Genomic DNA, 23,650 nt, shown 5'->3' with positions numbered 1-23,650 from the left:
GACCAATACACCTCTTACACGATATCAATTTATAGAAAGTTTCAATTTAGTATGGATTCATTTTCTTAACTTATTTTTTTCAGTTTTTTTTCGAATTTCCTACTCTTGACCTTTCCTGACTGTTTTACCAAGAAAACAATAATACAAGAACCTATAATCATACTCACACCTAAGAAAATCATACTAATATTAAAGGAACCTGTTGTATCTTTAATATAACCCACAATGTAAGGTCCAAAAAATCCACCAAGATTTCCTATACTATTGATAAGGGCAATGGCGCCTCCAGCTGCAGCTCCAGTTAAGAAAGAAGGTGGAATGGCCCAAAATGGTGCGTATGCTCCAAATGCCCCACATAGTGCAATGGTTAGAAATACAAATGATAGAATAATGCTTACATTGGCAATATAGCTGCTAACAATCATCGCAATCGCACTTATTATTAAACATACAGCAGCATGCCAGCGTCTCTCATTCTTTTTATCTGAATGGTTGCCAACTAGAATCATCGTCACCATGGCAAAAATATACATAGGAAATAAAATCCAGCCCATGCTTTGAGTACTAAGAGATATTTTTTCAGATAAACCTTTCGAAATGGTTGGTAAAAACATGTTAATCCCGTAATAGCCAATCATCCAGCAAAAATATCCGGCTGATAAAATGAGAACGTCACGGTCCTTTAAAGCCTGCAGGAAAGTGTAGTGTTTCACTTGCTGCTTTTCAAGTTTCTCTTTTGTTGTAACGTCAATTAACCATCTTTTCTCGTCTTTGTTCAACCATTTTACTTCCTTAATTTGATCGTCAAGATAGAAATAACATATAACACCCAAGATTACAGATGGAATCGCTTCAGAAATAAACAACCATTGCCATCCTGCCAAACCAAACCAGTTAACGTTTAGCAAATAAGTACATAATAGAGCACCTATAGCATTTGTACTTGGTATTGCCACCATAAATCCAGCAATCGCTTTTGCATGATGTTTCGTTTGATAAAAACCGCTTAAATAAGATACCATACATGGATAAAAACTTGCCTCAGCAACACCTAAAAGAAATCGTACTGTATAAAATTGTATGGGAGTATGGACGAAAGTTTCTAAAGCAGCAAGGATGCCCCATGTAACCATGATTCTACTAATCCATTTTCGCGGTCCAATTTTTGCCATCATCGCGCTGCCTGGTACCTCTAAAAGGAAGTAGCCAAGGAAAAAAATCCCTGCTCCAAATCCGAAAATAGCATTCGAAAAACCTAAATCTTTGTTTATTTGCAGGGCAGCATATCCAATATTCACCCTATCTAGTACAGATATCGAAAAACATAGAAACAGAAATGAAATTAATCTTAACGTAACTTTTTTTGTAGTTGAACGCTCCAGTGCAAGTTGATCCAAAATAATTCCCCCTTATGTTGTTGTCCTTCCTTATTCCAAGCCATCATCTCATTAAAGGTTAGAGGGAATTAAATTCTCCTTGAAAAAGTAGTTCCCCTAAGAAAGATTTAAAATTACTAATTTTGAAACTTTTGTAAACCCATACATCAAACGCTTCCAAAAAACTTTAAACTTACTCCGTCAACACAAATAGATATGGCGACTCTCATATTCTTCTATTATATAAATATAAAATTTCTGCATAGTCGCTCCCTATACCTTTTGTTCACTTGTATACTAAGTTCCCTTTTTTCGCATTAAGTATATCCTTGCATGTAAGGGTTGTCAATACGATTTAGGATTGAAAACTTAATAGGTCTAATCCTTCCAATACCGATCATATAAGTTTTTCATATGTTTATTCATGACTTCGACTGCTTCTTTTTCGTTGTGATCCTCAATGGCTTTTATAAGTAGTTGATGCTCCTTAAAATTAGTGTCTCGATAATCCGGTCGAGTGACAGTTCGATCTCGAATAAATTTCCACATTTCTTGTTGTTTCATTGCATTACTTATAGCCGCCATAATGTTAATAAATAAGTCATTGTGAGAGGCCTTTGCAATACTAAAATGTAATTTGTGGTCTGTTTCTGGTACATAAACACCAGCCATTGTTTCTTTCTTCATCTCTTCGATGGTCGAATGAAGTTCCTCGATGTCTTCATCAGTTGCTCTTTCAGCTGCAAATTTTATAATGAGAGGCTCTATTGTCATCCTTGCTTCAACAATATCTTCTGGGGATATCGATTTAAAAAAAATGGCGGATTCAGAATGATCAGGAGTAATCTGATTACTTTTCACATAAACTCCCTCGCCTTGACGGGAATAGATAATTCCATTCAATTCTAATGCACTTAGAGCCTGTCGAATGGGAACACGGCTTACACCAAATTGTTCACACAGCTCTCTTTCGGCAGGCAGTTTATCACCTTTTTTAAATGAACCCAATTCGATTTCAGAAAGGATTTGATGATAAATTTGCATATATAATTTCTTACTGGCCACTGGATTAAAATTAATAACAACCACTCCTCTCACTTTTCATTGAAATTACACAGGCATTCCTGACTGGAATGCCTGTACAGTAAGGATAAAATTAATCCATGTGTGACCCGCCATTAATATCAATTTCTTCTCCTGTAATGTAGGATGCTTCTTTTGAAACTAAGAAAGCAATAGTTGCTGCAATCTCTTCAGTCTCACCTGGTCTTCCCATTGGAATTCCGTCGATCACTTTCTTCGCCTGATCTTCAGGAAGTGACTTCCATATTTCCGTATTAACAAGACCTGGTGCCACACAGTTTACGGTGATTCCATCAAGGGCAACTTCACGAGCAAGATTTTTAGAAAATCCTAATACGGCAGCCTTTGAAGCGGAATAGTGAGGTCCACCAAATACTCCGCCTCCTCGTTTGGCGGAAACGGAGGAAAGACTAACGATTCGGCCATACTTTTGATTTTTCATCGTTTTTAGTACGGCTTGGGTGCATAAGAACAGTCCAAACATGTTCACATTAAATACTCGGTTGATGTCCTCATATGTCATATCTTCAACTGTTACTTTTTGTGAAATTCCAGCATTATTGACAAGGATATCAATTCTGCCAAAGGTTTGTAGAACCTTTTCTACCATGGCATCATTTGATTCTTTACTGGTTACATTTAGTTCTACTCCTAAGGCTTTTCCGCCAGCTTCTTTAATCGCATTTACGGTATCCTGAATTCCATCCATATTAAGGTCAGCAACAACCACTGCTGCTCCCTGTTTTGCAAGGGTTAAAGCGATTGTGCGTCCAATCCCCTTTTTTGAACCACTGCCTGTTACGATCGCTACTCTATTCTCTAATTCAAACATGTTTCTTCTCCCCTTAATCATTTTTTAGTTTTTTACTAGATCTTTTGCTGTTGATACAATATTTTCTATCGTAATACCATTAAGCTCTAACAACTTTTCATACGGCGCCGACTGGCCGAACTGATCTTGAACTCCAATTCTTCTCACAATCCCCTTGCCTTCTTCCGCCACTACTTCACATACTGCACTTCCAAGGCCATTTAAAATATTATGGTCTTCAACTGTAATGATTTTTCCAATACTTAGACAGTCTACCACTGCTTCACGATCTAGAGGTTTTATTGTGTGCATGTCTAAAAGTTTTACGGATATACCTTCTTTCTCTAATTGCTTTGCGGCTTCTAAGGCGAGATAGACAGTATCACCATTTGCGATAATGGCGATATCCTTTCCGTCCTTAATCTGCTTTGCTTTTCCAATGGTGAATTCTTCGTTTTCATCATATAGAACCGGAACGGTATCTCTTGTAAAACGAAGGTATACAGGACCATGCATTTCTGCCGCTTGTTCTATTAATTTCCTGGTAGAATAATAGTCAGCTCCCATAATGACGGTCATATTTGGAATGGTTCTTAGCACACCCATATCTTCGATACTTTGATGACTTGCCCCATCATTTGCTGGAGTAAGCCCTCCATGAGAACAAGCTATTTTTACGTTTAGGTTTGGATAACAAATTTCCTGTCTGATCTGCTCCGTCATTCGTAACGAACCAAATACGGCGTAAGTGCTTACAAAAGGAATTTTACCTGTCGTCGCAAGTCCTGCCGCTAATCCAGCGCCATTTTGTTCAGCTATACCAACATTTACATGCTGATTTGGAAATTGCTTTGCAAATTCTGTTGTCTTGCATGACTTACCAATATCAATATCAACCACATAGATATTTTTATTTTTTTTCCCTAAACGGACAATTTCATCACCGAATGCTTCTCTGGTCGCCTTTTTAACTACAATATCCTTTTCCATTAAACTCATTATTTTAACCCCCCTGCTACTTCTTCGATTGCATTCAGAAACTCGACATCATTCGGAGCAACACCATGCCATCCAACTGAATGCTCCATAAAAGATACTCCCTTACCTTTTACCGTGTTAAGTACGATACATTTTGGCTTTCCATTTTTAGCTTCACGAATATAATCCAATGTTTCAACAATCGCTTCCATCGAATGTCCATCGATTCTTCTCGTTTCAAAACCAAATGCCGCAAATTTCTTTTCTAAATCTTGGTTTGGCATAATTTCTTCGGTTGTACCATCAATTTGCAATCCATTATCATCAACGAATACTACTAAATTATCTAACTGATATTTAACAGCACTTTGTGCAGCTTCCCATATTTGGCCTTCTTGACACTCTCCGTCGCCTAACATAGCGAAAACTCGATAATTCTTTGAATCCCTTTTGCCTCCCAGTGCCATACCAACTGCACAAGAAAGCCCCTGTCCTAAAGACCCTGTAGAAATATCAATACCTGGGCACTTTTTCATATCTGGATGTCCTTGGAATGGAGAACCAAACTTTCTTAACGTGTAAATAGTGTCATAAGGTACATAACCTAGTAAAGCTAATGCTGAATATTGGATCGGACAAACATGCCCTTTTGATAAAACGAACCGATCACGATCTTCCCATTGGGGATTATTCGGATCAATGTTCATTTCCCTAAAATAAAGTGCCGTTACTACATCAGCTGCAGATAAGGAGCCTCCTGGATGCCCTGATTGCGCTTCGTGTATCATCATGAGAGCTGTTTTCCTCATCTCAATTGCTTTTTGTTTTAATTCTTCAATACCAACATCTTTCATACCAGTCACCTCATTTAATTTTGATAACCTTTTTAAGCTTTAAGCTTGCCTTGTTGTTCTATTGTCTACTTGTATACTAAGTTAACTTATAAACACAGTATAACACCGTTTTCATATTTGTCAATAAGGATTTTTATAAAATTAACCAATTGGCAAATCTATAAAAACTGATATCTAAAGACAAAAAAAACCTCGGTCAACAAAAATTGTTATCCGAAGGTTCTAGATAGCTAGAAGATATAGATTAATAAACTTTTCAACTAAACTTTTCAATTTATTTTCGACATTCGTCCTTAAAACCTTGCCTGACTGTTTCACTAAGAAAACAACAATACAAGAGCCTATTACCAAACTTACACCTAAGAAAACCATACTAGCATTAAATGATCCTGTTAGATCTTTAATATATCCAACAATGTAAGGTTCAAAGAATCCACCAAGATTTCCTACACTGTTAATAAGTGCAATGGCCCCTGCAGCTGCAGCTTCCATTAAGAAATATGGAGGAATCGACCAGAATGAAGAGTATGCGCCAAATGCTCCACAAAGAGCGATTGTTAAAAAGACAAATGATAAAACAATACTAGTATTTGCCACCAAGCTGCTAATGATCATTGCAATGGCGCTGGTTGTTAAACATACTGCAACATGCCAGCGTCGATCGTTCTTTTTATCGGAGTGGTTACCCACTAGAATCATTGTATCCATTGCACAAACGTACATTAATCCTAAAACCCAACCCATTGATTGAGTACTAAGGGAGGTTGCTTCCGTTAAGCCTTTTGAAATGGTTGGTAAAAACATGACAATTCCGTAAATGCCTATCATCCAGCAAAAATATCCGATAGATAAGATTAAAACATCACGATCCTTTAAAGCTTGCAAGAAAGTGTAGTGTCTGACTTCCTGTTTTTGAAGTTTCTCCTTTGTTGTGATGTCAATTAACCATTTTTTCTCGTCTTTATTTAACCATTTTACATCTTCAATTTTATCATCAAGATAGAAATAGCATACGATGCCTAAAATCACAGCTGGAATCGCTTCCATAATGAACATCCATTGCCAGCCCTCCAATCCTAACCAGTTGACTCCTAGCAAGAAAGTGGAAAGTGGTGAACCTAATGCATTAGCACCTGGAATAGCAATCAAAAATTCTGCAATTGCCTTTGCATGATGTTTCGTTTGATAAAAACCACTTAAATAAAATACCATACATGGATAAAAACTAGCTTCAGCAACCCCTAAAAGAAATCGTACTGTATAAAATTGCATGGGAGTTTTTAAAAAGCCATAAAAATGGCAATGATAGCCCATGTAACCTGATTCTACTCATCCATTTTCTTGGTCCAATTTTCGTCATAATGGCACTGCCCGGTACCTCTAAAAGGAAATAACCAAAGAAAAAGATCCCTGCCCCAAATCCAAAAACCGAATTAGAAAAACCTAAATCTTACTATTTTAAGAAATATGGAGGAATTTCAATGAAAATCAAAAAACTACTAGATTTATCACAAACCTTTTATCACAATAATCCCGGCTATCTTCCTTATCATCTTACGGAAATAAATTATGAAACATTAAAAGCCAAGGATGGTTACACATCAGAAAGGATTAGTTTAAATACTCATACATCAACTCATGTAGACGCTCCATATCATCATTTTCCAAATGGAAAAACAATTGCCCAAACACCTGTAGAAAGCTATATAGGTTCTGCTGTTGTAATTGATCTTTTCGATATTGAAGCACATACTGCAATTGGTGTAGAGCATCTTGAACCATATGCAGATACAATTAAAGAAGGAGACATTGTGCTTCTTTGTACAGGCTGGGGATATAAAAGAAATTGGACTACAGAATATGTTGATAATTGGCCTTATCTTGGAGTAGATGGAGCTCAATGGCTTTATGACAGAAAAGTAAAAGGAATTGCTATTGATTCCTTAAGTATTGGTGGACCAAGAGACGGGGAAGGACTGGAACAGCATGAATTTCTTTTAGGAGTTGAGATTTGGTTGGCCGAAGAACTCTTCCTTCCTAAAGAATTGCTAGAATATGATAGATGGGATTTTATCTTCTTACCAATTAAACTTGAAGGCTGCGGCGGAGGACCTGGACGAGCCATCGCATTTATTTGTGAAGACTAATTCATATAATGTTGTAATTGAGAAAATATTTTCAATAATACTTTTAAAGAATATCAAAGCATACAAGTAAAGCAGAGGGATTTTTAAAAGGAAGTATCTCAAAATTTCTACAAGAGTGCACTTTATAGTAGACAGTGACAACAAGTAAATTGGCGGCTTTAGCTCTTTAATCTAATAGACTAAAGCCGTTAATCTAGTTTGCAGTTACATGTATAAAAAGTTGCGTATTGCAGGAATCCATTTCACGATTTTAAATAACCGTTTCTTTAATAGCTTTTATCGACGCTTTTCGATCGGGTTGATTATAAATAGCAGAACCAGCTACGAGTACATTTGCCCCAGCTTGTACACACAGTCTAGCTGTGTCTGTATTAATGCCACCATCCACCTCAATTTCAATGGACAATCGACGCTTTTCAATCATTTTTGAAATGTGCTCTATTTTAGGCAATACACTTTTAATAAATTCTTGTCCACCAAATCCCGGGTTCACTGTCATCAATAAAATTAAATCAATATCTTCAAGAATATGCATAATCTGATCAACTGATGTAGCAGGATTCAGTACAACACCAGCTTTAATACCATGGTGTTTAATTAACTGTATAGTGCGGTGTAAATGGGGACATGCCTCAACATGAACAGAGATAATGTCAGCTCCGGCCTTCGCAAAAACAGGAATAAATTGATCAGGATTTTCAATCATTAAATGAACATCTAACGGTAAAGTTGTGACAGGACGAATCGCTTCCACAATAAGCGGGCCAATTGTGATATTCGGAACAAAGTGGCCATCCATTACATCAACGTGAATATAATCTGCTCCCCCCTCCTCTACTTCTTTGATTTCATTTCCTAATTTGGCAAAATCAGCGGACAAAATGGAAGGTGCGATTTTAATCATCTTTTTTTATACCTCGATTTCCTTTGTTATTTCCTTCTGTAATTAGGACTGTATGACCTGGAGTTTATGGAGCATGTTAGGTCTTAGCAAGGCTGACCAGTTGGATTATGTAGAACCAAAAACCTGCCATACCCACCACTCCAAGAAAATATCTATTTTTGTTTATGTTAAAAAAAAAGCTCTGTTAAAGGACATTGTTGATTTTGCTGAGTGTTGATGGAGTGAAGATCAACAACAAAATTTAACAGAGCAAAAAAATTAAACCCGACCACAAGAACCAAATTCACGCATTTTTCCGATCACCGTTTCCTTAATAGCTTCACGACCCGGAACTATGTATTTTCTAGGGTCATATACATCAGGATCAGTGTTTAATATCGAACGGACTGCTTTCGTAAAAGCAATTTGATTTTCCGTATTTACATTAATTTTTGCCGTTCCTAATGAGATTGATTTTTTGATTTGTTCGGTCGGAATACCAGTTCCACCATGTAAGACCAACGGTAGCTCAATAGTTTTACAAATTTCTTCCATTTCATTAAATCCTAAGTTTGGCTCCCCTTTGTAAGGACCGTGAACAGATCCTAATGCTGGTGCTAAACAGTCAATACCTGTTTGTTTTACTAGCTCCTTACATTCATTTGGGTCTGCATAGATAACACCATCAGCAATTACATCGTCTTCTTGTCCGCCAACCGTCCCTAATTCCGCTTCCACTGATACATCACGTTCATGTGCATATTCAACTACTTGCTTCGTTATTTTCACATTTTCTTCAAATGGATGATGGGAAGCGTCAATCATTACTGATGTAAATCCTGCATCAATCGCCGCTTTGCACTTTTCAAAACTAGATCCATGGTCCAAATGGATTGCAACCGGAACCGTGATCTTCATTTCATCCATAAGTGCTTTTACCATAGCTGTAACTACAGTAAATCCACCCATATGACGAGCTGCCCCTTCTGAAACCCCAAGAATTACTGGTGACTTTTCTTCCTCTGCAGCTCCTAAAATAGCTTGTGTCCATTCCAGGTTATTAATGTTAAATTGCCCAACCGCATAACCTTCCTTTAATGCAGTACTTAGCATTTTTTTCATAGAAGTTAACCCCATGATTATTCCCCCTAAACATATTGATTTACTATGAATAATTTATATAAACGGAACTTAGGTTATAGCAGGCATCCTATTCAATACCTGCATATAAACCACGGTTCCATATTTTTTATAGGTAAAAAGTTTATTTCACATGTTTTGATGTGTCATATCTTCATATAGGTATGTTTCTACTAATTAGTTACTTGCTTCATACACTTTTATCTTATTGACACGATTTTCATGCCTTCCGCCTTCAAAAGGGGTAGCTAACCATATTTTCACAATGTCGCGGGCTAATCCGGGACCGATGACACGTTCTCCCATCGCAAGGATATTTGAATTGTTATGCTCTCTTGTTGCCTTTGCACTAAAGGTATCGTGTACCAGCGCACAGCGAATTCCTTTTACCTTGTTTGCCGCAATACTCATACCAATCCCTGTACCACAAATTAAAATACCTCGATCCACTTCACCGTTCGCTACCCTTTCTGCGACAGGAATAGCATAATCTGGATAATCAACAGAGGTGTTACACTCACACCCAAAATCGACATACTCAATGTTCATCTCTTCTAACAATGAGATCAACTCTTTGCGAATATTCAACCCACCATGGTCAGATGCAATTGCTACTTTCATTTTAATTTCTCCTATCCTGTTTAAACTTAATTGACATTAAACTTCTTTCTTCTCCTGGGAACAATCCGGACACTTTCCATACCACGTTTTAACGCCTTCTGTACTTTCAACAATATCAATTACTTTTTCACACACTTGACAAATAACCGTACCTTGTTTTACTTTTAGTTGCTCAACCATCATTCTCTACCCCCAGAAATTTTCATTTAATAAAAACCCTTTTGATTGATATACATAACGGAATAAAATGATTTTAACTAGCATAAAAGCTTTTCTAATAATCTATATTTCTCCTGTTTATCAGCTATCTCTACATTTACGTTTTCAAGTTCTTTATGAATGATTTTGTTTTCTTTTATTCCAACAGCTAGTCCTGAATATCCATTTATCAGCAATTCTACAGCAGTAACGCCCATATTACTTGCTAATACCCGATCAAAAGCTGATGGATTTCCCCCTCTTTGTATGAACCCTAATACCGTTGTTCTTACACTAATGTCTAACTTCTCTTCAATGTATTGCTGCAATTCCTGCAAATCGTACATTCTTTCTGTTACGATGACGAGATTATCATTTTTTCCACTACTCATTTTTGAACGTAATTTTGAACATATCGTATATAAATCTAATGGTTGTTCAGGAGTAGAGATGATTTCTCCTCCACCTGCCAAAGCAGAGTATAAGGCTAGATCACCACAATATCTTCCCATTACTTCGACAATCGTTGTTTTATCATGAGAAAAATCAGTATCTTTAATTTTACCGATACATTCCAATACCGTATTTAAAGTGGTGTCAAATCCAATGGAATAATCTGTATAGGCCAAATCATTATCAATCGTACTGGGTATACCAATCACTTTCATACCCAGATCATGTAATTTCTCGGCTCCTTTTAATGATCCTTCCCCACCGATAACAACCAAAGCATTTATATCAAAGTTTTTTAATACCTCAAGAGCCTTTTTTCTTCCTGTTTCCTCCATAAATTCTATGGACCTTGACGTTTTTAAAATCGTTCCTCCTCGATCTGCAATATCCTCAACCTCTTGAGAAATCAATCGATGGATTTTACCATCTATTAAACCTTGGAATCCACACTGTATGCCCATTACATCCACATCATAATGATATGCTGTTTTTACTACTGCCCTGATCGCGGCATTCATTCCCGGGGCATCTCCGCCACTTGTTAGGACCCCTATTTTTTTCATGACCATTACACCTCCTACGTGAATTCAGATTTTAATTTAATATTTAAATCCCTGTAATGATAGAATTTTTCAACTAGTTTTTTTCAGTTTTTTTTCGTCATAATGCTTTGAACCTTTCCTGATTGTTTTACTAGGAAGACAACAATACAAGAGCCTATTATCAAACTTACCCCCAGGAAAATCATACTTGTATGAAAGGAGCCTGTTGTGTCCTTAATATATCCCACAATGTATGGACCAAAGAATCCACCAAGGTTTCCTATACTGTTGATGAGAGCAATGCCACCTCCAACAGCAGCACCAGTTAAGAAAGAAGGTGGAATGGCCCAAAATGGAGCGTACGCCCCAAATGCTCCACATAGTGCAATGGTAAGAAATACAAATGATAAGACAATGCTTGTATTGGCAATATAGCTGCTAATAATCATTGCAATGGCACTTATAGATAAACATACGGCAACATGCCAGCGCCTCTCGTTTTTCTTGTCAGAGTGGTTCCCAACTAAAATCATTGTCACCATGGCACAAACATACATAAGTCCTAAAATTCAGCCTATACTTTGAGTACTAAGAGATGTAGACTCAGATAAACCTTTCGAGATAGTTGGTAAAAACATGTTAATACCGTAGTAGCCTACCATCCAGCAAAAATATCCTATAGATAAAATAAGAACATCTCGATCTTTTAAAGCCTGCAGGAAAGTGTAGTGTTTTACCTGCTGTTTTTCCAGTTTCTCTTTTGTTGTAACGTCGATTAACCATTTTTTCTCTTCTTTGTTCAACCATTTTATATCTTCAATTTGATCATCAAGATAGAAAAAACATACAATTCCTAAGATAAATGCCGGAATCGCTTCCAAAATAAACAGCCATTGCCAGCCAGCCAAACTTAACCAATTGACACTCAGTAAAAAAGTAGAGAGTGGAGCACCCAGTGCATTTGCACCTGGTATTGCCACCATGAATCCTGCGATCGCTTTTGCATGATGTTTCGTTTGATAAAAACCACTTAAATAGGCAACCATACAAGGATAAAAACTAGCTTCAGCAACTCCCAAGAGAAACCTTGCAATATAAAATTCCATGGGCGTTTTGACGAAAGCTACTACTATGGCAAGGATAGCCCATGTAACCATAATTCTACATATCCATTTTCTTGCTCCAATTCTCGCCATCATGGCACTGCCTGGCACTTCTAAAAGAAAGTAACCAAGAAAGAAGATTCCTGCTCCAAATCCAAAAATAGCATTTGAAAAGCCTAAATCTTTGTTCATTTGAAGTGCTGCAAATCCAATATTCACCCTATCAAGTATCGATATTGTAAAACATAGAAATAGAAATGGAATTAATCTTAACGTAACTTTCTTAGTAGTTGAATGCTCTAGTGCAAGTTGATCCAAAATAATCCCTCCTATGTTATTATTTTTTCTTTTTTCCAAGCTTTCATTTCATTAAAAAGTTAAAATTGTATAAAATGCATTTTTACAATAAAGTCCTAATCTCCCTGAGAAGATTTAAAAATTACTTAGAGTTAAAAATATTGTAACCCTTTCCATCAAACGCTTGCAAAAAATACTTTTTTACTTGATTTAGCAAAATAGATACAATTAAATTTCCTATTTATTTTCTTGTATTCTTGTCCACTTGTATACTAAGTGTACTACACAGCGATTATATCTATTATAATATCGGTTGTCAATACGATTTTGGAATTATACTAAATCTTATTGAAATTGGATGCTTGTTAAGCCTATTTCACACCGAAGCATTACTTTACTGTTCTAATCTTCCCAATAACGTTCATATAAGTTTTTCATATGATTAGTCATAATTTCTATTGCTTCTTTTTCATTGCGATCCTCAATCGCTTTAATAAGTAATTGATGGTCTTTAAAATTTACGTCTCTATAGTCTGGTCTAGTTACGATACGATCACTAATAAAATTCGACATTTCTTGTTGTTTCATTGCATTACAAATAGCCGCCATGATGTTAATAAATAAATCATTATGAGAGGCTTTTGCAATTCCGCAATGAAATTTTTCGTCTGTTTCTGGTACATAAACGCCCGTCCTACTTTCTTCCTCCATCTGTTTGATGGTCGAACGAAGTTCCTCTATGTCTTTATCAGTTGCTCTTAGAGCCGCAAATTTTACAATAAGTGGCTCAATATTCATCCTTACTTCTACAATATCCTCTGGGGTTATCGAGTTAAAGAAGATGGCCGATTTAGAACGATCAAGTGCAATCTGATTGCTTTTCACATAAACTCCTTCACCTTGACGAGAATAAATATTACCATTTAACTCCAATGCACTAAGGGCTTGTCTTATAGAAGTACGGCTTACACCAAATTGTTCACATAGATCTCTTTCAGCTGGCAGCTTATCACCAATTTTAAATGAACCCGATCGGATCTCCGAAAGAATTTGATTATAAACTAACACATGCAACTTTTTTCCGAATATTGGATTAAAATTAATAATAATCACCTCTCTCGATATTGTGTTTATTATGATTTAATAAAATTGACAGGCATTCCTTTACTGGAATGCCTGCTCAGTAAGTGATTATATAAACTAATCCATATGTGAACCACCGTTAATATCTATTTCTTCACCTGTAATATAGGATGCTTCCTCCGAAACCAAGAAGGCAATGGTAGCGGCAATTTCTTTCGTCTCACCCGGTCTTCCCATCGGGATTCCGTCGATCACTTTCTTCGCCTGATCTTCAGGAAGTGACTTCCATATTTCCGTATTAACTAAGCCTGGTGCTACACAGTTTACTGTAATTCCATCAAGGGCAACCTCACGGGCAAGGTTTTTGGAGAATCCTAATACGGCAGCCTTTGAGGCGGAATAATGGGAACCTCCAAATACTCCTCCTCCTCTTTTGGCGGAAACAGAGGAAAGACTAACGATTCGGCCATACTTTTGTTTTTTCATCGCTTCTAGCACAGCTTGAGTGCATAAGAACAGTCCAAACATGTTAACATTAAATACTTTGTTGATGTCTTCGAGCGTCATATCTTCAACCGTTACCTTTTGTGAAATTCCGGCATTATTGACCAGGATATCTATTCTGCCAAATGTTTGTAGAACCTTTTCTACCATGGCCTCGTTCGATTCTTTACTGGTTACATTTAATTCTACTCCTAAAGCTTTTCCTCCAGCTTCCTTAATTGCATTAACGGTATCTTGAATTCCATCCATATTAAGGTCAGCGATCACCACTGCTGCTCCCTGTTTTGCAAGGGTTAAAGCAATTGTGCGTCCAATCCCCTTTTTTGAACCACTGCCTGTTACGATCGCTACTCTATTCTCTAATTCAAACATGTTTCTTCTCCCCTTAATCATTTTTTAGTTTTTTACTAGATCTTTTGCTGTAGTTATAATATCTTCTATCGTAATACCATTTAGCTCTAACAATTTTTCATAGGGGGCAGATTGTCCAAACTGATCTTGAACTCCAATTCTTCTTACAATCCCCTTGCCTTCTTCAGCAACTACTTCACATACTGCACTTCCTAAACCATTTAAAATATTATGGTCTTCAACCGTGATAATTTTGCCAATATTTAGACAGTCAACGACTGCCTCACGATCCAGAGGTTTTATTGTATGCATGTCTAATAGTTTTACTGAAATACCTTCTTTTTCTAATTGCTTTGCGGCTTCTAAGGCGAGGTAGACCGTGTCACCGTTTGCAATAATCGCGATATCTTCCCCATCCTTGATCTGCTTTGCTTTTCCAATCGTAAATTCTTCGTTTTCATCATATAGAACCGGAACGGTATCTCTTGTAAAACGAAGGTATACAGGACCATGCATTTCTGCCGCTTGTTCTATTAATTTCCTGGTAGAATAATAGTCAGCTCCCATAATGACGGTCATATTTGGAATGGTTCTTAGCACACCCATATCTTCGATACTTTGATGACTTGCCCCATCATTTGCTGGAGTAAGCCCTCCATGAGAACAAGCTATTTTTACGTTTAGGTTTGGATAACAAATTTCCTGTCTGATCTGCTCCGTCATTCGTAACGAACCAAATACGGCGTAAGTGCTTACAAAGGGGATTTTTCCGGTTGTCGCAAGTCCTGCCGCTAATCCAGCCCCATTTTGTTCAGCTATACCAACATTTACATGCTGATTTGGAAATTGCTTTGCAAATTCTGTTGTCTTACATGACTTACCAATATCAATATCAACCACATAGATATTTTTATTTTTTTTCCCTAAACGGACAATTTCATCACCGAATGCTTCTCTGGTCGCCTTTTTAACTACAATATTCTTTTCCATTAAACTCATTATTTTAACCCCCCTGCTACTTCTTCGATTGCATTCAGAAACTCGACATCATTCGGAGCAACACCATGCCATCCAACTGAATGCTCCATAAAAGATACTCCCTTACCTTTTACCGTGTTAAGTACGATACATTTTGGCTTTCCATTTTTAGCTTCACGAATATAATCCAATGTTTCAACAATCGCTTCCATCGAATGTCCATCGATTCTTCTCGTTTCAAAACCAAATGCCGCAAATTTCTTTTCTAAATCTTGGTTTGGCATAATTTCTTCGGTTGTACCATCAATTTGCAATCCATTATCATCAACGAATACTACTAAATTATCTAACTGATATTTAACAGCACTTTGTGCAGCTTCCCATATTTGGCCTTCTTGACACTCTCCGTCGCCTAACATAGCGAAAACTCGATAATTCTTTGAATCCCTTTTGCCTCCCAGTGCCATACCAACTGCACAAGAAAGCCCCTGTCCTAAAGACCCTGTAGAAATATCAATACCTGGGCACTTTTTCATATCTGGATGTCCTTGGAATGGAGAACCAAACTTTCTTAACGTGTAAATAGTGTCATAAGGTACATAACCTCGTAAAGCTAATGCTGAATATAGGATCGGACAAACATGCCCTTTTGATAAAACGAACCGATCACGATCTTCCCATTGGGGATTATTCGGATCAATGTTCATTTCCCTAAAATAAAGTGCCGTTACTACATCAGCTGCAGATAAGGAGCCTCCTGGATGCCCTGATTGCGCTTCGTGTATCATCGTGAGAGCTGTTTTCCTCATCTCAATTGCTTTTTGTTTTAATTCTTCAATACCAACATCTTTCATACCAGTCACCTCATTTAATTTTGAATTATAGTTTAATCAACTTTTTATTGTCTACTTGTCTACTAAGTTAACTTACACTCTTAGTATAGCACCAGCCTAATATTTGTCAACTTAGATTTTATTTATAAATAAAAAAACCTCCAGATAATCATCCGAAAGTTTTGTAAACCCTATAATCTTCTTAATAAGCATTTTTACAATTTCGTTTGTAATCAAAAAAATTAAGAGTTTTACGATTTCATATTTATCCCAATAATTTAATATTCATAACCATTTCATTCAAGCTTAATTTAATTAAAATGCATTATACCCGATCGGTAACCTGCATTGAATGTAAGCACTCCAGTATAATTGTTCCATTAATCGGGAAATCTTTCATTAGACTTTTCTTTTGGGGAGAAAACTGAACATGCCTATATTTCGAAATCGAGGAAGCAAACACCTAGACTCTTTATCGTCGGATCTTACAGAAAACGTTTCAATAATCAAGGAACAGCTAGAAAATTGCTCTGATATTGTATATAGGCCCCTGTTTTTAAACTCAAAAACAACCTTTTTCCTCATTTTTATAGATGGTTTATGTGATACCAAGGCACTGGATGAGGCAGTATTAAAGCCATTGATTTTTGAAAATCTTGATAAAGATTTTAGGGGAGATTTCTTTTCACGTGTTGTGAGACAAAAACTTGTACCTATTGCACAAATTCAAACCGAATCAATAATACGCGGTGTTATCGACGGGATTTGCTGCACTATTTTTGCTAACCTTTGTTTTAACAGGCTGCTGGGATCGTAAAGAATTAAATGATCGTGCGTTTGTGTTAGGCTGGGGAATGGATCTAACACAAGCTGGAGATTATGAAGGCAGTGCTCAGGTAGTATCTCCTTCCAGAAGCGGAGGAGAAAGGAGTTCAGGCTCGAAGGAACAGAGTTTCATGGTATCTGGAAAGGGGAGGGATTTACTAGATATAACCACGAATATTCAAACCAAACTTTCGCGTGAAGTATTCGCCGGAAACCGCAAAGGTATTTTTGTAGGCGAAAGGTTAGCAAAAAGTGGTTTTTCTAAATTTGTTGATGAATACAGCAGAAATCCGGATGTTAGGCTTCGTACAGACATGTTTATTGTTAAAGGAGGATCGGCTAAAGATTTGTTGGAAATTTCATATCCGTTAGATGGAGTTTCATCCATTGCGGCATTTAAAATTTATGAGAATACCGGTGGCCCCGTTAATAAATCACTGAAAGAATTTCTTATAGATTTAAACGAAGACGTAAGTTCTCCTGTATTACCTGTTCTTAAGACTGATAAGAAAAGCAACGGGGAGAGAAGTAAGGCATCTATTTCCTATTACGGTAACGCGATTTTTAATCGAGATTTAAAGCTACTGGGTTATCTAAATGTGAAGGAATCATCCTCCAGATATTGGCTGATGAATTATTTGAAGAAATCGGTGTTTGTTCAATATATTCCTACATCACATGGATATGTAAGTGTAGAAGCATCAAATTTAAAATGCAGAATGAAACCTAAAATTAACGGGAACGACCTTCAGATGCTCATTACCCTTTCGTCAAGGGGGATCGTAAAGGAAAATGAAGGGGCTTTAGATTTAAAACAATCTAAAAATTTAAAGCTACTGGAAAAATCATTTAATACTGCCAAGGAAAAAGAAATACTTAGTCTAATTCAAAAAACTCAAAAAAAATATGGAGTAGATATATTCGGTTTCGGTAAGACTTTTCACCGAAACTTTCCTTACCAATGGAAAACAATGAAGCAGGATTGGGATACCAAATTTCGAACCGTTCATGTTACTGTACAAGTTAAATTAGGGATTAAACATCCAGGGCTAAATGGGATTCCGCATCATATCAAAGAAAGTGTGAAAGCATCATGAAAATAAATGCGTTGCAGATTTTTTGGCTTACAGCTACATTCGAATTAGCAACAACTTTATTATTCACTATTTCTCCGGCGATAACAGAAGCCAAACAAGATGCTTGGATTTCCATGTTAATTGCAGGAACTTTTAGTATTATGATTACTTTTATCTCTATCCGTTTAAGTTGTCATTTTCCTAATCAAACAATTATTGAATACAGCCGGATGATCTTGGGTAAATGGCTCGGCAGGATCATCGTTATTCCCTTACTGGTTCACTGGTATTTAGGAATTGCTGTTACCCTACGTCAATCTTCAGGATTGATTATGCTAACCTTATTTAAAAGGACACCTATAGTCGTTGTCATTGTCCTGATGCTGATTCCCGTGATTTATATAACTTTTGTCGGCGGAATAGAATCAGTTGGACGCTTTAGCGAACTTGTTGGACCTATAACATATGGCATCTTCTTTATTATTGTACTATTTTGTTTAAACAACATCGATATCTCCAAAATGCTGCCGATCTATGCGGATTCCGGCTGGAAGAATATACTGAAAGGTTCTATCTTTCCTTTAAGTTTTCTAGGGGATTCTACCATAGTGTTATTATTGACTGGTTTTATCAATGAACCAAAGAAAGGTGGATTAGGCGTATTTTGGGGACTGTTCCTTTCAACAATGTATCTTGTGATTTCTATACTATTGGTTATTTTGACCTTTGGTCCTGGACTGAGCAGTAAAATGTTTTTTCCCTTTTATGAGGTAGTTCGTTTTATTTCAGCAGTAGAGTTTATTCAAAATTTGGAAATGTTACTGATAATATTCTGGATATTATGTGTTTTTGTAAAGTTATCACTGTTCTTGTTCGCGGCTAGTTATGGAACCGCACAGTGGCTGAATATGAAAAATTGGAAAGGTACTATATGGTTTGTGGGACCGATTATCTTTACGATTTCATTGTTGTTCCACAATTTTGATGAGGCTGCTCTAGAGTTCCCAAAAAAGGTTTTGATTCCATTTCTCTTTCCATTAAACTATATCGGAATACCGGTGTTTTTACTAGCTTTAGCTGCAATTCGAAGAATCAATGGAAGAAAAAACGAGTAACAACTTTAATTGGCATTCACTATGGGTGACACGGACATGAAAAAGATGTTAGTGCATACAAGCCGTTCAAAAGAAATTTTCTTTTATATGTAGGATATAACCTTTTTCGTCGTTTTGAAATCCATTCACAATAGTTTAGTCTAAATTTATTAATTACTTTTCTTTATCTTGAAATTGTTGTTCACAACAAAAAAACTTCCTGTTCGAATAAGGGGTTATGTTTTGAAGTGCTTAACATATAAACGGCAGTAGTAATGGTAGGCAAACTGACAACAGTTTTGGCACGCCATTTTCACGACGAAGAAGTTGTATTCGCTTGTTTTACTAAACACGCCGTTATATTAAAAGAAGGATACAGATTAACGCCCTCTGTTTAAAATTAGAACACGTTAACTGTGTTTACTTCGTCTAATAATTCCTGCGACCAATTCCAATCGCTAATTTTCACAGCATCAGTAATATGATGTAGTTTACTTGCTCCAATAATTGCTGAAGTAACTATCGGCTGATTTAATACCCAGGAAAGTGCAAATTGAGATAAATTAACCCTATACTTTTCAGCTAATGTTCGATAATATTCCACCACTTGAAAGTTATGTTCAGTAAAATAATTCTTCAATAATTTTTCTCCGTGGGCTGCACGACTTTCAGCTGGAACATCCTCTGGACTCTTATACTTCCCGGATAACATCCCCCTCGCCATTGGACTGTATACCATAACTCCTACACCTTCCGATTCGCAAAATAGCAATAATTCTTGTTCGATTTCCCTAGAAAGTAAGTTATATTGAGGTTGGACTGAAATATAATTTTCTATATTTAACTTTTCACTGATTCCTTGAGATTTAGCAATTTGCCAAGCAGCATAATTTGAACACCCAATATATCTCACTTTACCTTGACGAACTAAGTCATCCAATGTGCGTAATGTCTCTTCTAATGATGTATTCTGATCAAATATATGCACCTGGTACAAATCAATATAATCTGTTTGCAAACGGCGTAATTGATTATCAACTTCCCTCATAACATGGACTCTAGAAAGACCTCGTTCAGTTTTCCCTTGGCCCATCTGCATACCTACCTTAGTCGCTAACACTACTTGATCTCTTTTTCCTTTAAGAGCACGTCCCAGAATTTCCTCAGATTCGCCTGTACCGTGTTTGAATTCCTGGTCCTGACCTTTGCCGTAAAAATTAGCGGTATCAACAAAATTAATACCATTTTCTATTGCTGTACTTAATATCAAATTTGACGATTCTTCATCGATCCATCTTCCAAATGCCATCGTACCTAAGCATAAATTTGAAACTTCTAAACCCGCTTTGCCCAATTTTTTATATTTCAATTTCTACACCTCTTAATGTTGACTATTGAACGATCCCAAAAGGACCAATCAGTTTTTACCAATACGGTTATTAGGTTGAATAAAATTCATATTGCCCCCCTAAATGACGTTCAAATTGACATACTAATTGGTATCGAGTTCTTATTGTACAACAATTATTGTTAACATTGGAAAACTCCAAACATTTTGTGTCATTTTTTATTTATGCGACCAAAAAGCCCAATATAAAAGGAAATGACATATGTCAATTTATATGCCATTTCCTATGTCATTTACTATATAAGCACCTCTAAACGGAACCCTTTATTATTATTTGAACAAGATTTTTTATAGTTTTTTGATAGCCTTTTTTAACTTGATTTTTCTAATTTTTTTTCGAGATCGCTGCTCTTAGACTTTCCTGACTGTTTCACCAAGAAAACAACAATACAGGAGCTAATAATCATGCTGACACCTAAGAAAATCATCGCTGTATTAAAGGACCCTGTTGTATCCTTTATATATCCCACAATGTATGGTCCAAAGAATCCACCAAGATTTCCTACACTGTTGATGAGTGCAATTGCCCCTGCTGCAGCGGCCTCCGTTAAGAAAGATGGCGGAATGGACCAGAATGGAGAGTAGGCACCAAATGCTCCACATAAAGCGATTGTTAGGAAAACAAAGGATAATACAATACTGGTATTTGCAACTAAGCTGCTAATAACCATTGCAACGGCACTTGTTGTTAAACATGCCGCAACATGCCAACGTCTCTCGTTCTTCTTGTCGGAATGGTTACCAACTAGAATCATCGTCACCATGGCACAAACATACATTAGCCCTAAAACCCACCCCATAGATTGGGTACTTAGTGATGTTTTCTCCGTTAATCCTTGAGAAATGGTTGGTAAAAACATGACAATTCCGTAATAACCAATCATCCAGCAAAAATACCCTACCGATAAAATGAGAACGTCACGATCCTTTAAAGCTTGCCAGAAAGTGTAGTGTTTTACTTTCTGTTTTTCAAGTTTCTCTTTTGTTGTAACGTCAATTAGCCATTTTTTCTCGTCTTTGTTCAACCACTTTACATCTTCAATTTTATCATCAAGATAGTAGAAACATACTACACCTAAGATGACCGCTGGAATCGCTTCCATAATAAACAGCCATTGCCAGCCAGCCAGACCTAACCAGTCGGCTCCTAGTAAGAAAGTAGAGAGTGGAGCACCTAAGGCATTCGCACCTGGTATCGCCACCATGAACCCTGCAATCGCTTTGGCATGATGTTTTGTTTGATAAAAACCACTTAAATAAAAGACCATACATGGATAAAAACTAGCTTCAGCAACCCCTAAAAGAAAGCGTGCTGTATAAAATTGCATCGGAGTTTGTACGAAGGCCATTAAAACGGCAATTATAGCCCATGTCACCATGATTCTACTAATCCATTTTCTAGCTCCAATTTTCGTCATAATGGCGCTGCCTGGTACCTCTAAAAGGAAATAACCAAGGAAAAAGATCCCTGCTCCAAATCCAAAAACCGCATTTGAAAAACCTAAATCTTCGTTCATTTGCAGTGCAGCGAATCCAATATTTACCCTATCTAGTATGGAAATTGCAAAACATAAAAATAAAAACGGAATTAATCTTAACGTAACTTTTTTAGTAGTTGAACGCTCTAATGCAAGTTGATCCAAAATAAATACCTCCTTAAGGTTATCATGTTTTCCCTTTTTCAAACTATTATTTATAATAAAATTCTAAAATTGCAAACCCTTACATTAAACGCTTTCAAAATTGTTTTTTTCTACTCTGTTCACTGAACAAAAGAAAAGTTATGCTTATTGATTCTAATGGCCATCTTCCTCTAATCTGCCCTTTTCGACGATTAAAATCTTTCCATTCACCCCTTTTATGTTTTTGCTTTCTTAGATACTTGTCTACTAAGTAACTTACATTACTAGTTTACTTTTACTAGTGTTATTTGTCAATACGATTACGAAATTATTCTAAATCTTATGGAAATCGCATGATCCTTAAGCCAGAATAACAGCATTGAATCAAACCTATGAAAAATAAAAAACCCTCCATTTCAGGATGGAGGGAGATTAGAATGTAAGATTTTCACTTAACCTTTAAGCATTTTTAATTTTCTAATGGAGCAATATTTTATTTACCTCTAATCTTCTTTCCAATACCGTTCATAAAGGTTTTGCATATGATTAGTCATGATTTCCACTGCTTCTTTTTCGTTGTGATCCTCAATCGCCTTAATAAGTAATTTATGTTCTTTAAAATTAACGTCTCTATAGTCGGGGCGAGTTACGGTTCGATCTCGAATAAATTTCCACATTTCTTGTTGTTTCATTGCATTACTAATAGCCGCCATGATGTTAACAAATAAATCATTATGAGATGCTTTCGCAATGCCATAATGTAATTTATGGTCAGTCTCTGGTACGTATACCCCAGCCTTGGTTTCTTCCTCCATCTGTTTGATGGTCGAACGAAGTTCCTCTATGTCTTCATCATTTGCTCTTTGAGCAGCAAATTTTATAATAAGAGGCTCGACATTCATCCTTACTTCAATAATATCCTCTGGGGATATAGATTTAAAAAAGATGGCTGATTCGGAATTTTCAGGTGTAATGTTATTGCTTTTTACATAGACACCTTCACCTTGACGAGAATAAATAATACCATTTAACTCCAACGCACTAAGAGCTTGCCGAATAGGTGCTCGACTTACACCAAATTGTTCACATAGCTCTCTTTCAGCCGGTAATTTATCACCTATTTTAAAAGAACCCAATTGGATTTCTGAAAGAATTTGCTTATAGATTTGCATATACAATTTCTTACTAGATACTGGATTAAAATTCATATAACCACCTCTTTCTTTATTGTTTTTTTATTGTATTCTAAGTAACTCAACTTTCGCAATTAGAAAAATGTAGTTCGTTCAACGGGCTGTAATGGTTAGTAGCTGTTGAAGTATGGTCATTTACAAATAAATAGGCATGAAAAAACACCCCATCGTTTGGTATAGTTGATTTGTCGAGAATC

Annotated in this window: 20 protein-coding genes and 3 pseudogenes; 4 read left to right on the top strand and 19 right to left on the bottom strand. The window is 36.5% G+C overall.

Annotated elements, in window-relative coordinates:
* Positions 1 to 65: 65 nt before the first annotated feature.
* The 6 genes and pseudogenes from QF028_RS01570 to QF028_RS01545 all read right to left on the bottom strand — a co-directional run.
* Complete coding sequence (locus QF028_RS01570) at positions 66 to 1,397, bottom strand: MFS transporter (protein ID WP_429463622.1); 1,332 nt, start codon at positions 1,395 to 1,397, stop codon at positions 66 to 68.
* 357 nt (positions 1,398 to 1,754) lie between these two features.
* Positions 1,755 to 2,465, bottom strand: coding sequence for a FadR/GntR family transcriptional regulator (locus tag QF028_RS01565; RefSeq protein WP_429463620.1), 711 nt, complete (start codon positions 2,463 to 2,465; stop codon positions 1,755 to 1,757).
* A gap of 67 nt (positions 2,466 to 2,532) precedes the next feature.
* On the bottom strand, positions 2,533 to 3,291 hold the full coding sequence (locus QF028_RS01560) for an SDR family NAD(P)-dependent oxidoreductase (RefSeq protein ID WP_429463618.1): 759 nt from the start codon (positions 3,289 to 3,291) through the stop codon (positions 2,533 to 2,535).
* Between the two features lie 24 nt (positions 3,292 to 3,315).
* On the bottom strand, positions 3,316 to 4,269 hold the full coding sequence (locus QF028_RS01555) for a transketolase family protein (RefSeq protein ID WP_429463617.1): 954 nt from the start codon (positions 4,267 to 4,269) through the stop codon (positions 3,316 to 3,318).
* Positions 4,269 to 5,120: pseudogene (locus QF028_RS01550) on the bottom strand (transketolase); the annotation flags it as partial. The gene QF028_RS01555 and the pseudogene QF028_RS01550, both read right to left, overlap by 1 nt.
* Positions 5,121 to 5,324: 204 nt before the next feature.
* Positions 5,325 to 6,552: pseudogene (locus tag QF028_RS01545) on the bottom strand (MFS transporter); the annotation flags it as partial.
* A 31-nt stretch (positions 6,553 to 6,583) separates the two neighbouring features.
* Between QF028_RS01545 and QF028_RS01540 the strand changes: the two are divergent.
* Positions 6,584 to 7,249 (top strand): cyclase family protein, encoded by a 666-nt coding sequence (locus QF028_RS01540; RefSeq protein ID WP_429463615.1) that lies wholly within the window; start codon positions 6,584 to 6,586, stop codon positions 7,247 to 7,249.
* A 250-nt stretch (positions 7,250 to 7,499) separates the two neighbouring features.
* On the opposite strand, the gene rpe is transcribed toward QF028_RS01540, so the two are convergent.
* The 10 genes and pseudogenes from rpe to QF028_RS01490 form a co-directional block, all read right to left on the bottom strand.
* Complete coding sequence (rpe, locus tag QF028_RS01535) at positions 7,500 to 8,153, bottom strand: ribulose-phosphate 3-epimerase (protein ID WP_429463613.1); 654 nt, start codon at positions 8,151 to 8,153, stop codon at positions 7,500 to 7,502.
* Positions 8,154 to 8,411: 258 nt separating this feature from the next.
* Complete coding sequence (locus QF028_RS01530) at positions 8,412 to 9,269, bottom strand: class II fructose-bisphosphate aldolase (RefSeq protein ID WP_429463611.1); 858 nt, start codon at positions 9,267 to 9,269, stop codon at positions 8,412 to 8,414.
* 180 nt (positions 9,270 to 9,449) lie between these two features.
* Positions 9,450 to 9,893, bottom strand: a complete 444-nt coding sequence (gene rpiB / locus QF028_RS01525) for a ribose 5-phosphate isomerase B (protein ID WP_429463609.1) — start codon at positions 9,891 to 9,893, stop codon at positions 9,450 to 9,452.
* Between the two features lie 36 nt (positions 9,894 to 9,929).
* Positions 9,930 to 10,076 carry a GapA-binding peptide SR1P gene (locus tag QF028_RS01520; protein WP_429463607.1) on the bottom strand — a complete coding sequence of 49 codons (147 nt, stop codon included), beginning with the start codon at positions 10,074 to 10,076 and terminating at the stop codon, positions 9,930 to 9,932.
* Positions 10,077 to 10,150: 74 nt separating this feature from the next.
* Complete coding sequence (gene pfkA, locus QF028_RS01515) at positions 10,151 to 11,107, bottom strand: 6-phosphofructokinase (protein ID WP_429463605.1); 957 nt, start codon at positions 11,105 to 11,107, stop codon at positions 10,151 to 10,153.
* A 69-nt stretch (positions 11,108 to 11,176) separates the two neighbouring features.
* A pseudogene (locus QF028_RS01510) lies at positions 11,177 to 12,507 on the bottom strand (MFS transporter).
* Positions 12,508 to 12,888: 381 nt separating this feature from the next.
* Positions 12,889 to 13,599, bottom strand: a complete 711-nt coding sequence (locus QF028_RS01505; protein WP_429463603.1) for a FadR/GntR family transcriptional regulator — start codon at positions 13,597 to 13,599, stop codon at positions 12,889 to 12,891.
* 87 nt (positions 13,600 to 13,686) lie between these two features.
* Positions 13,687 to 14,445, bottom strand: a complete 759-nt coding sequence (locus tag QF028_RS01500; protein WP_429463601.1) for an SDR family NAD(P)-dependent oxidoreductase — start codon at positions 14,443 to 14,445, stop codon at positions 13,687 to 13,689.
* 24 nt (positions 14,446 to 14,469) lie between these two features.
* A complete protein-coding gene (locus tag QF028_RS01495; RefSeq protein WP_429463599.1) occupies positions 14,470 to 15,423 on the bottom strand; it encodes a transketolase family protein in 954 nt (317 codons plus the stop codon).
* Positions 15,423 to 16,265: a transketolase gene (locus tag QF028_RS01490; RefSeq protein ID WP_429463597.1), complete on the bottom strand. Its 843-nt coding sequence runs from the start codon at positions 16,263 to 16,265 to the stop codon at positions 15,423 to 15,425. Before QF028_RS01490 ends, QF028_RS01495 begins: the two co-directional genes overlap by 1 nt.
* Before the next feature lie 400 nt (positions 16,266 to 16,665).
* Between QF028_RS01490 and QF028_RS01485 the strand changes: the two genes are divergently transcribed.
* From QF028_RS01485 to QF028_RS01475, 3 genes are read left to right on the top strand one after another with little or no spacing between them, the layout of a single operon-like run.
* Complete coding sequence (locus tag QF028_RS01485; RefSeq protein WP_429463595.1) at positions 16,666 to 17,052, top strand: spore germination protein; 387 nt, start codon at positions 16,666 to 16,668, stop codon at positions 17,050 to 17,052.
* The gene (locus tag QF028_RS01480; protein ID WP_429463593.1) at positions 17,015 to 18,157 is read left to right on the top strand and encodes a Ger(x)C family spore germination protein; all 1,143 of its coding nucleotides are present in this window, start codon (positions 17,015 to 17,017) and stop codon (positions 18,155 to 18,157) included. Before QF028_RS01485 ends, QF028_RS01480 begins: the two co-directional genes overlap by 38 nt.
* Positions 18,154 to 19,251: a GerAB/ArcD/ProY family transporter gene (locus QF028_RS01475; RefSeq protein WP_429463591.1), complete on the top strand. Its 1,098-nt coding sequence runs from the start codon at positions 18,154 to 18,156 to the stop codon at positions 19,249 to 19,251. The genes QF028_RS01480 and QF028_RS01475 overlap by 4 nt, the downstream gene beginning before the upstream one ends.
* A gap of 379 nt (positions 19,252 to 19,630) precedes the next feature.
* Here QF028_RS01475 and QF028_RS01470 read toward each other — a convergent pair whose 3' ends face one another.
* The 3 genes from QF028_RS01470 to QF028_RS01460 all read right to left on the bottom strand — a co-directional run bounded on the left by QF028_RS01470 (position 19,631) and on the right by QF028_RS01460 (position 23,468).
* Positions 19,631 to 20,599, bottom strand: coding sequence for an aldo/keto reductase (locus tag QF028_RS01470; RefSeq protein ID WP_429463590.1), 969 nt, complete (start codon positions 20,597 to 20,599; stop codon positions 19,631 to 19,633).
* Between the two features lie 350 nt (positions 20,600 to 20,949).
* Positions 20,950 to 22,281 carry an MFS transporter gene (locus QF028_RS01465; protein ID WP_429463588.1) on the bottom strand — a complete coding sequence of 444 codons (1,332 nt, stop codon included), beginning with the start codon at positions 22,279 to 22,281 and terminating at the stop codon, positions 20,950 to 20,952.
* Positions 22,282 to 22,763: 482 nt separating this feature from the next.
* The gene (locus tag QF028_RS01460) at positions 22,764 to 23,468 is read right to left on the bottom strand and encodes a FadR/GntR family transcriptional regulator (protein WP_429463586.1); all 705 of its coding nucleotides are present in this window, start codon (positions 23,466 to 23,468) and stop codon (positions 22,764 to 22,766) included.
* Between the last annotated feature and the right edge of the window lie 182 nt (positions 23,469 to 23,650).

This window comes from Neobacillus sp. B4I6 (assembly GCF_050434045.1).
GTDB lineage: Bacteria > Bacillota > Bacilli > Bacillales > Cytobacillaceae > Neobacillus.
This window is presented reverse-complemented; position numbering and strand designations above follow the sequence as displayed.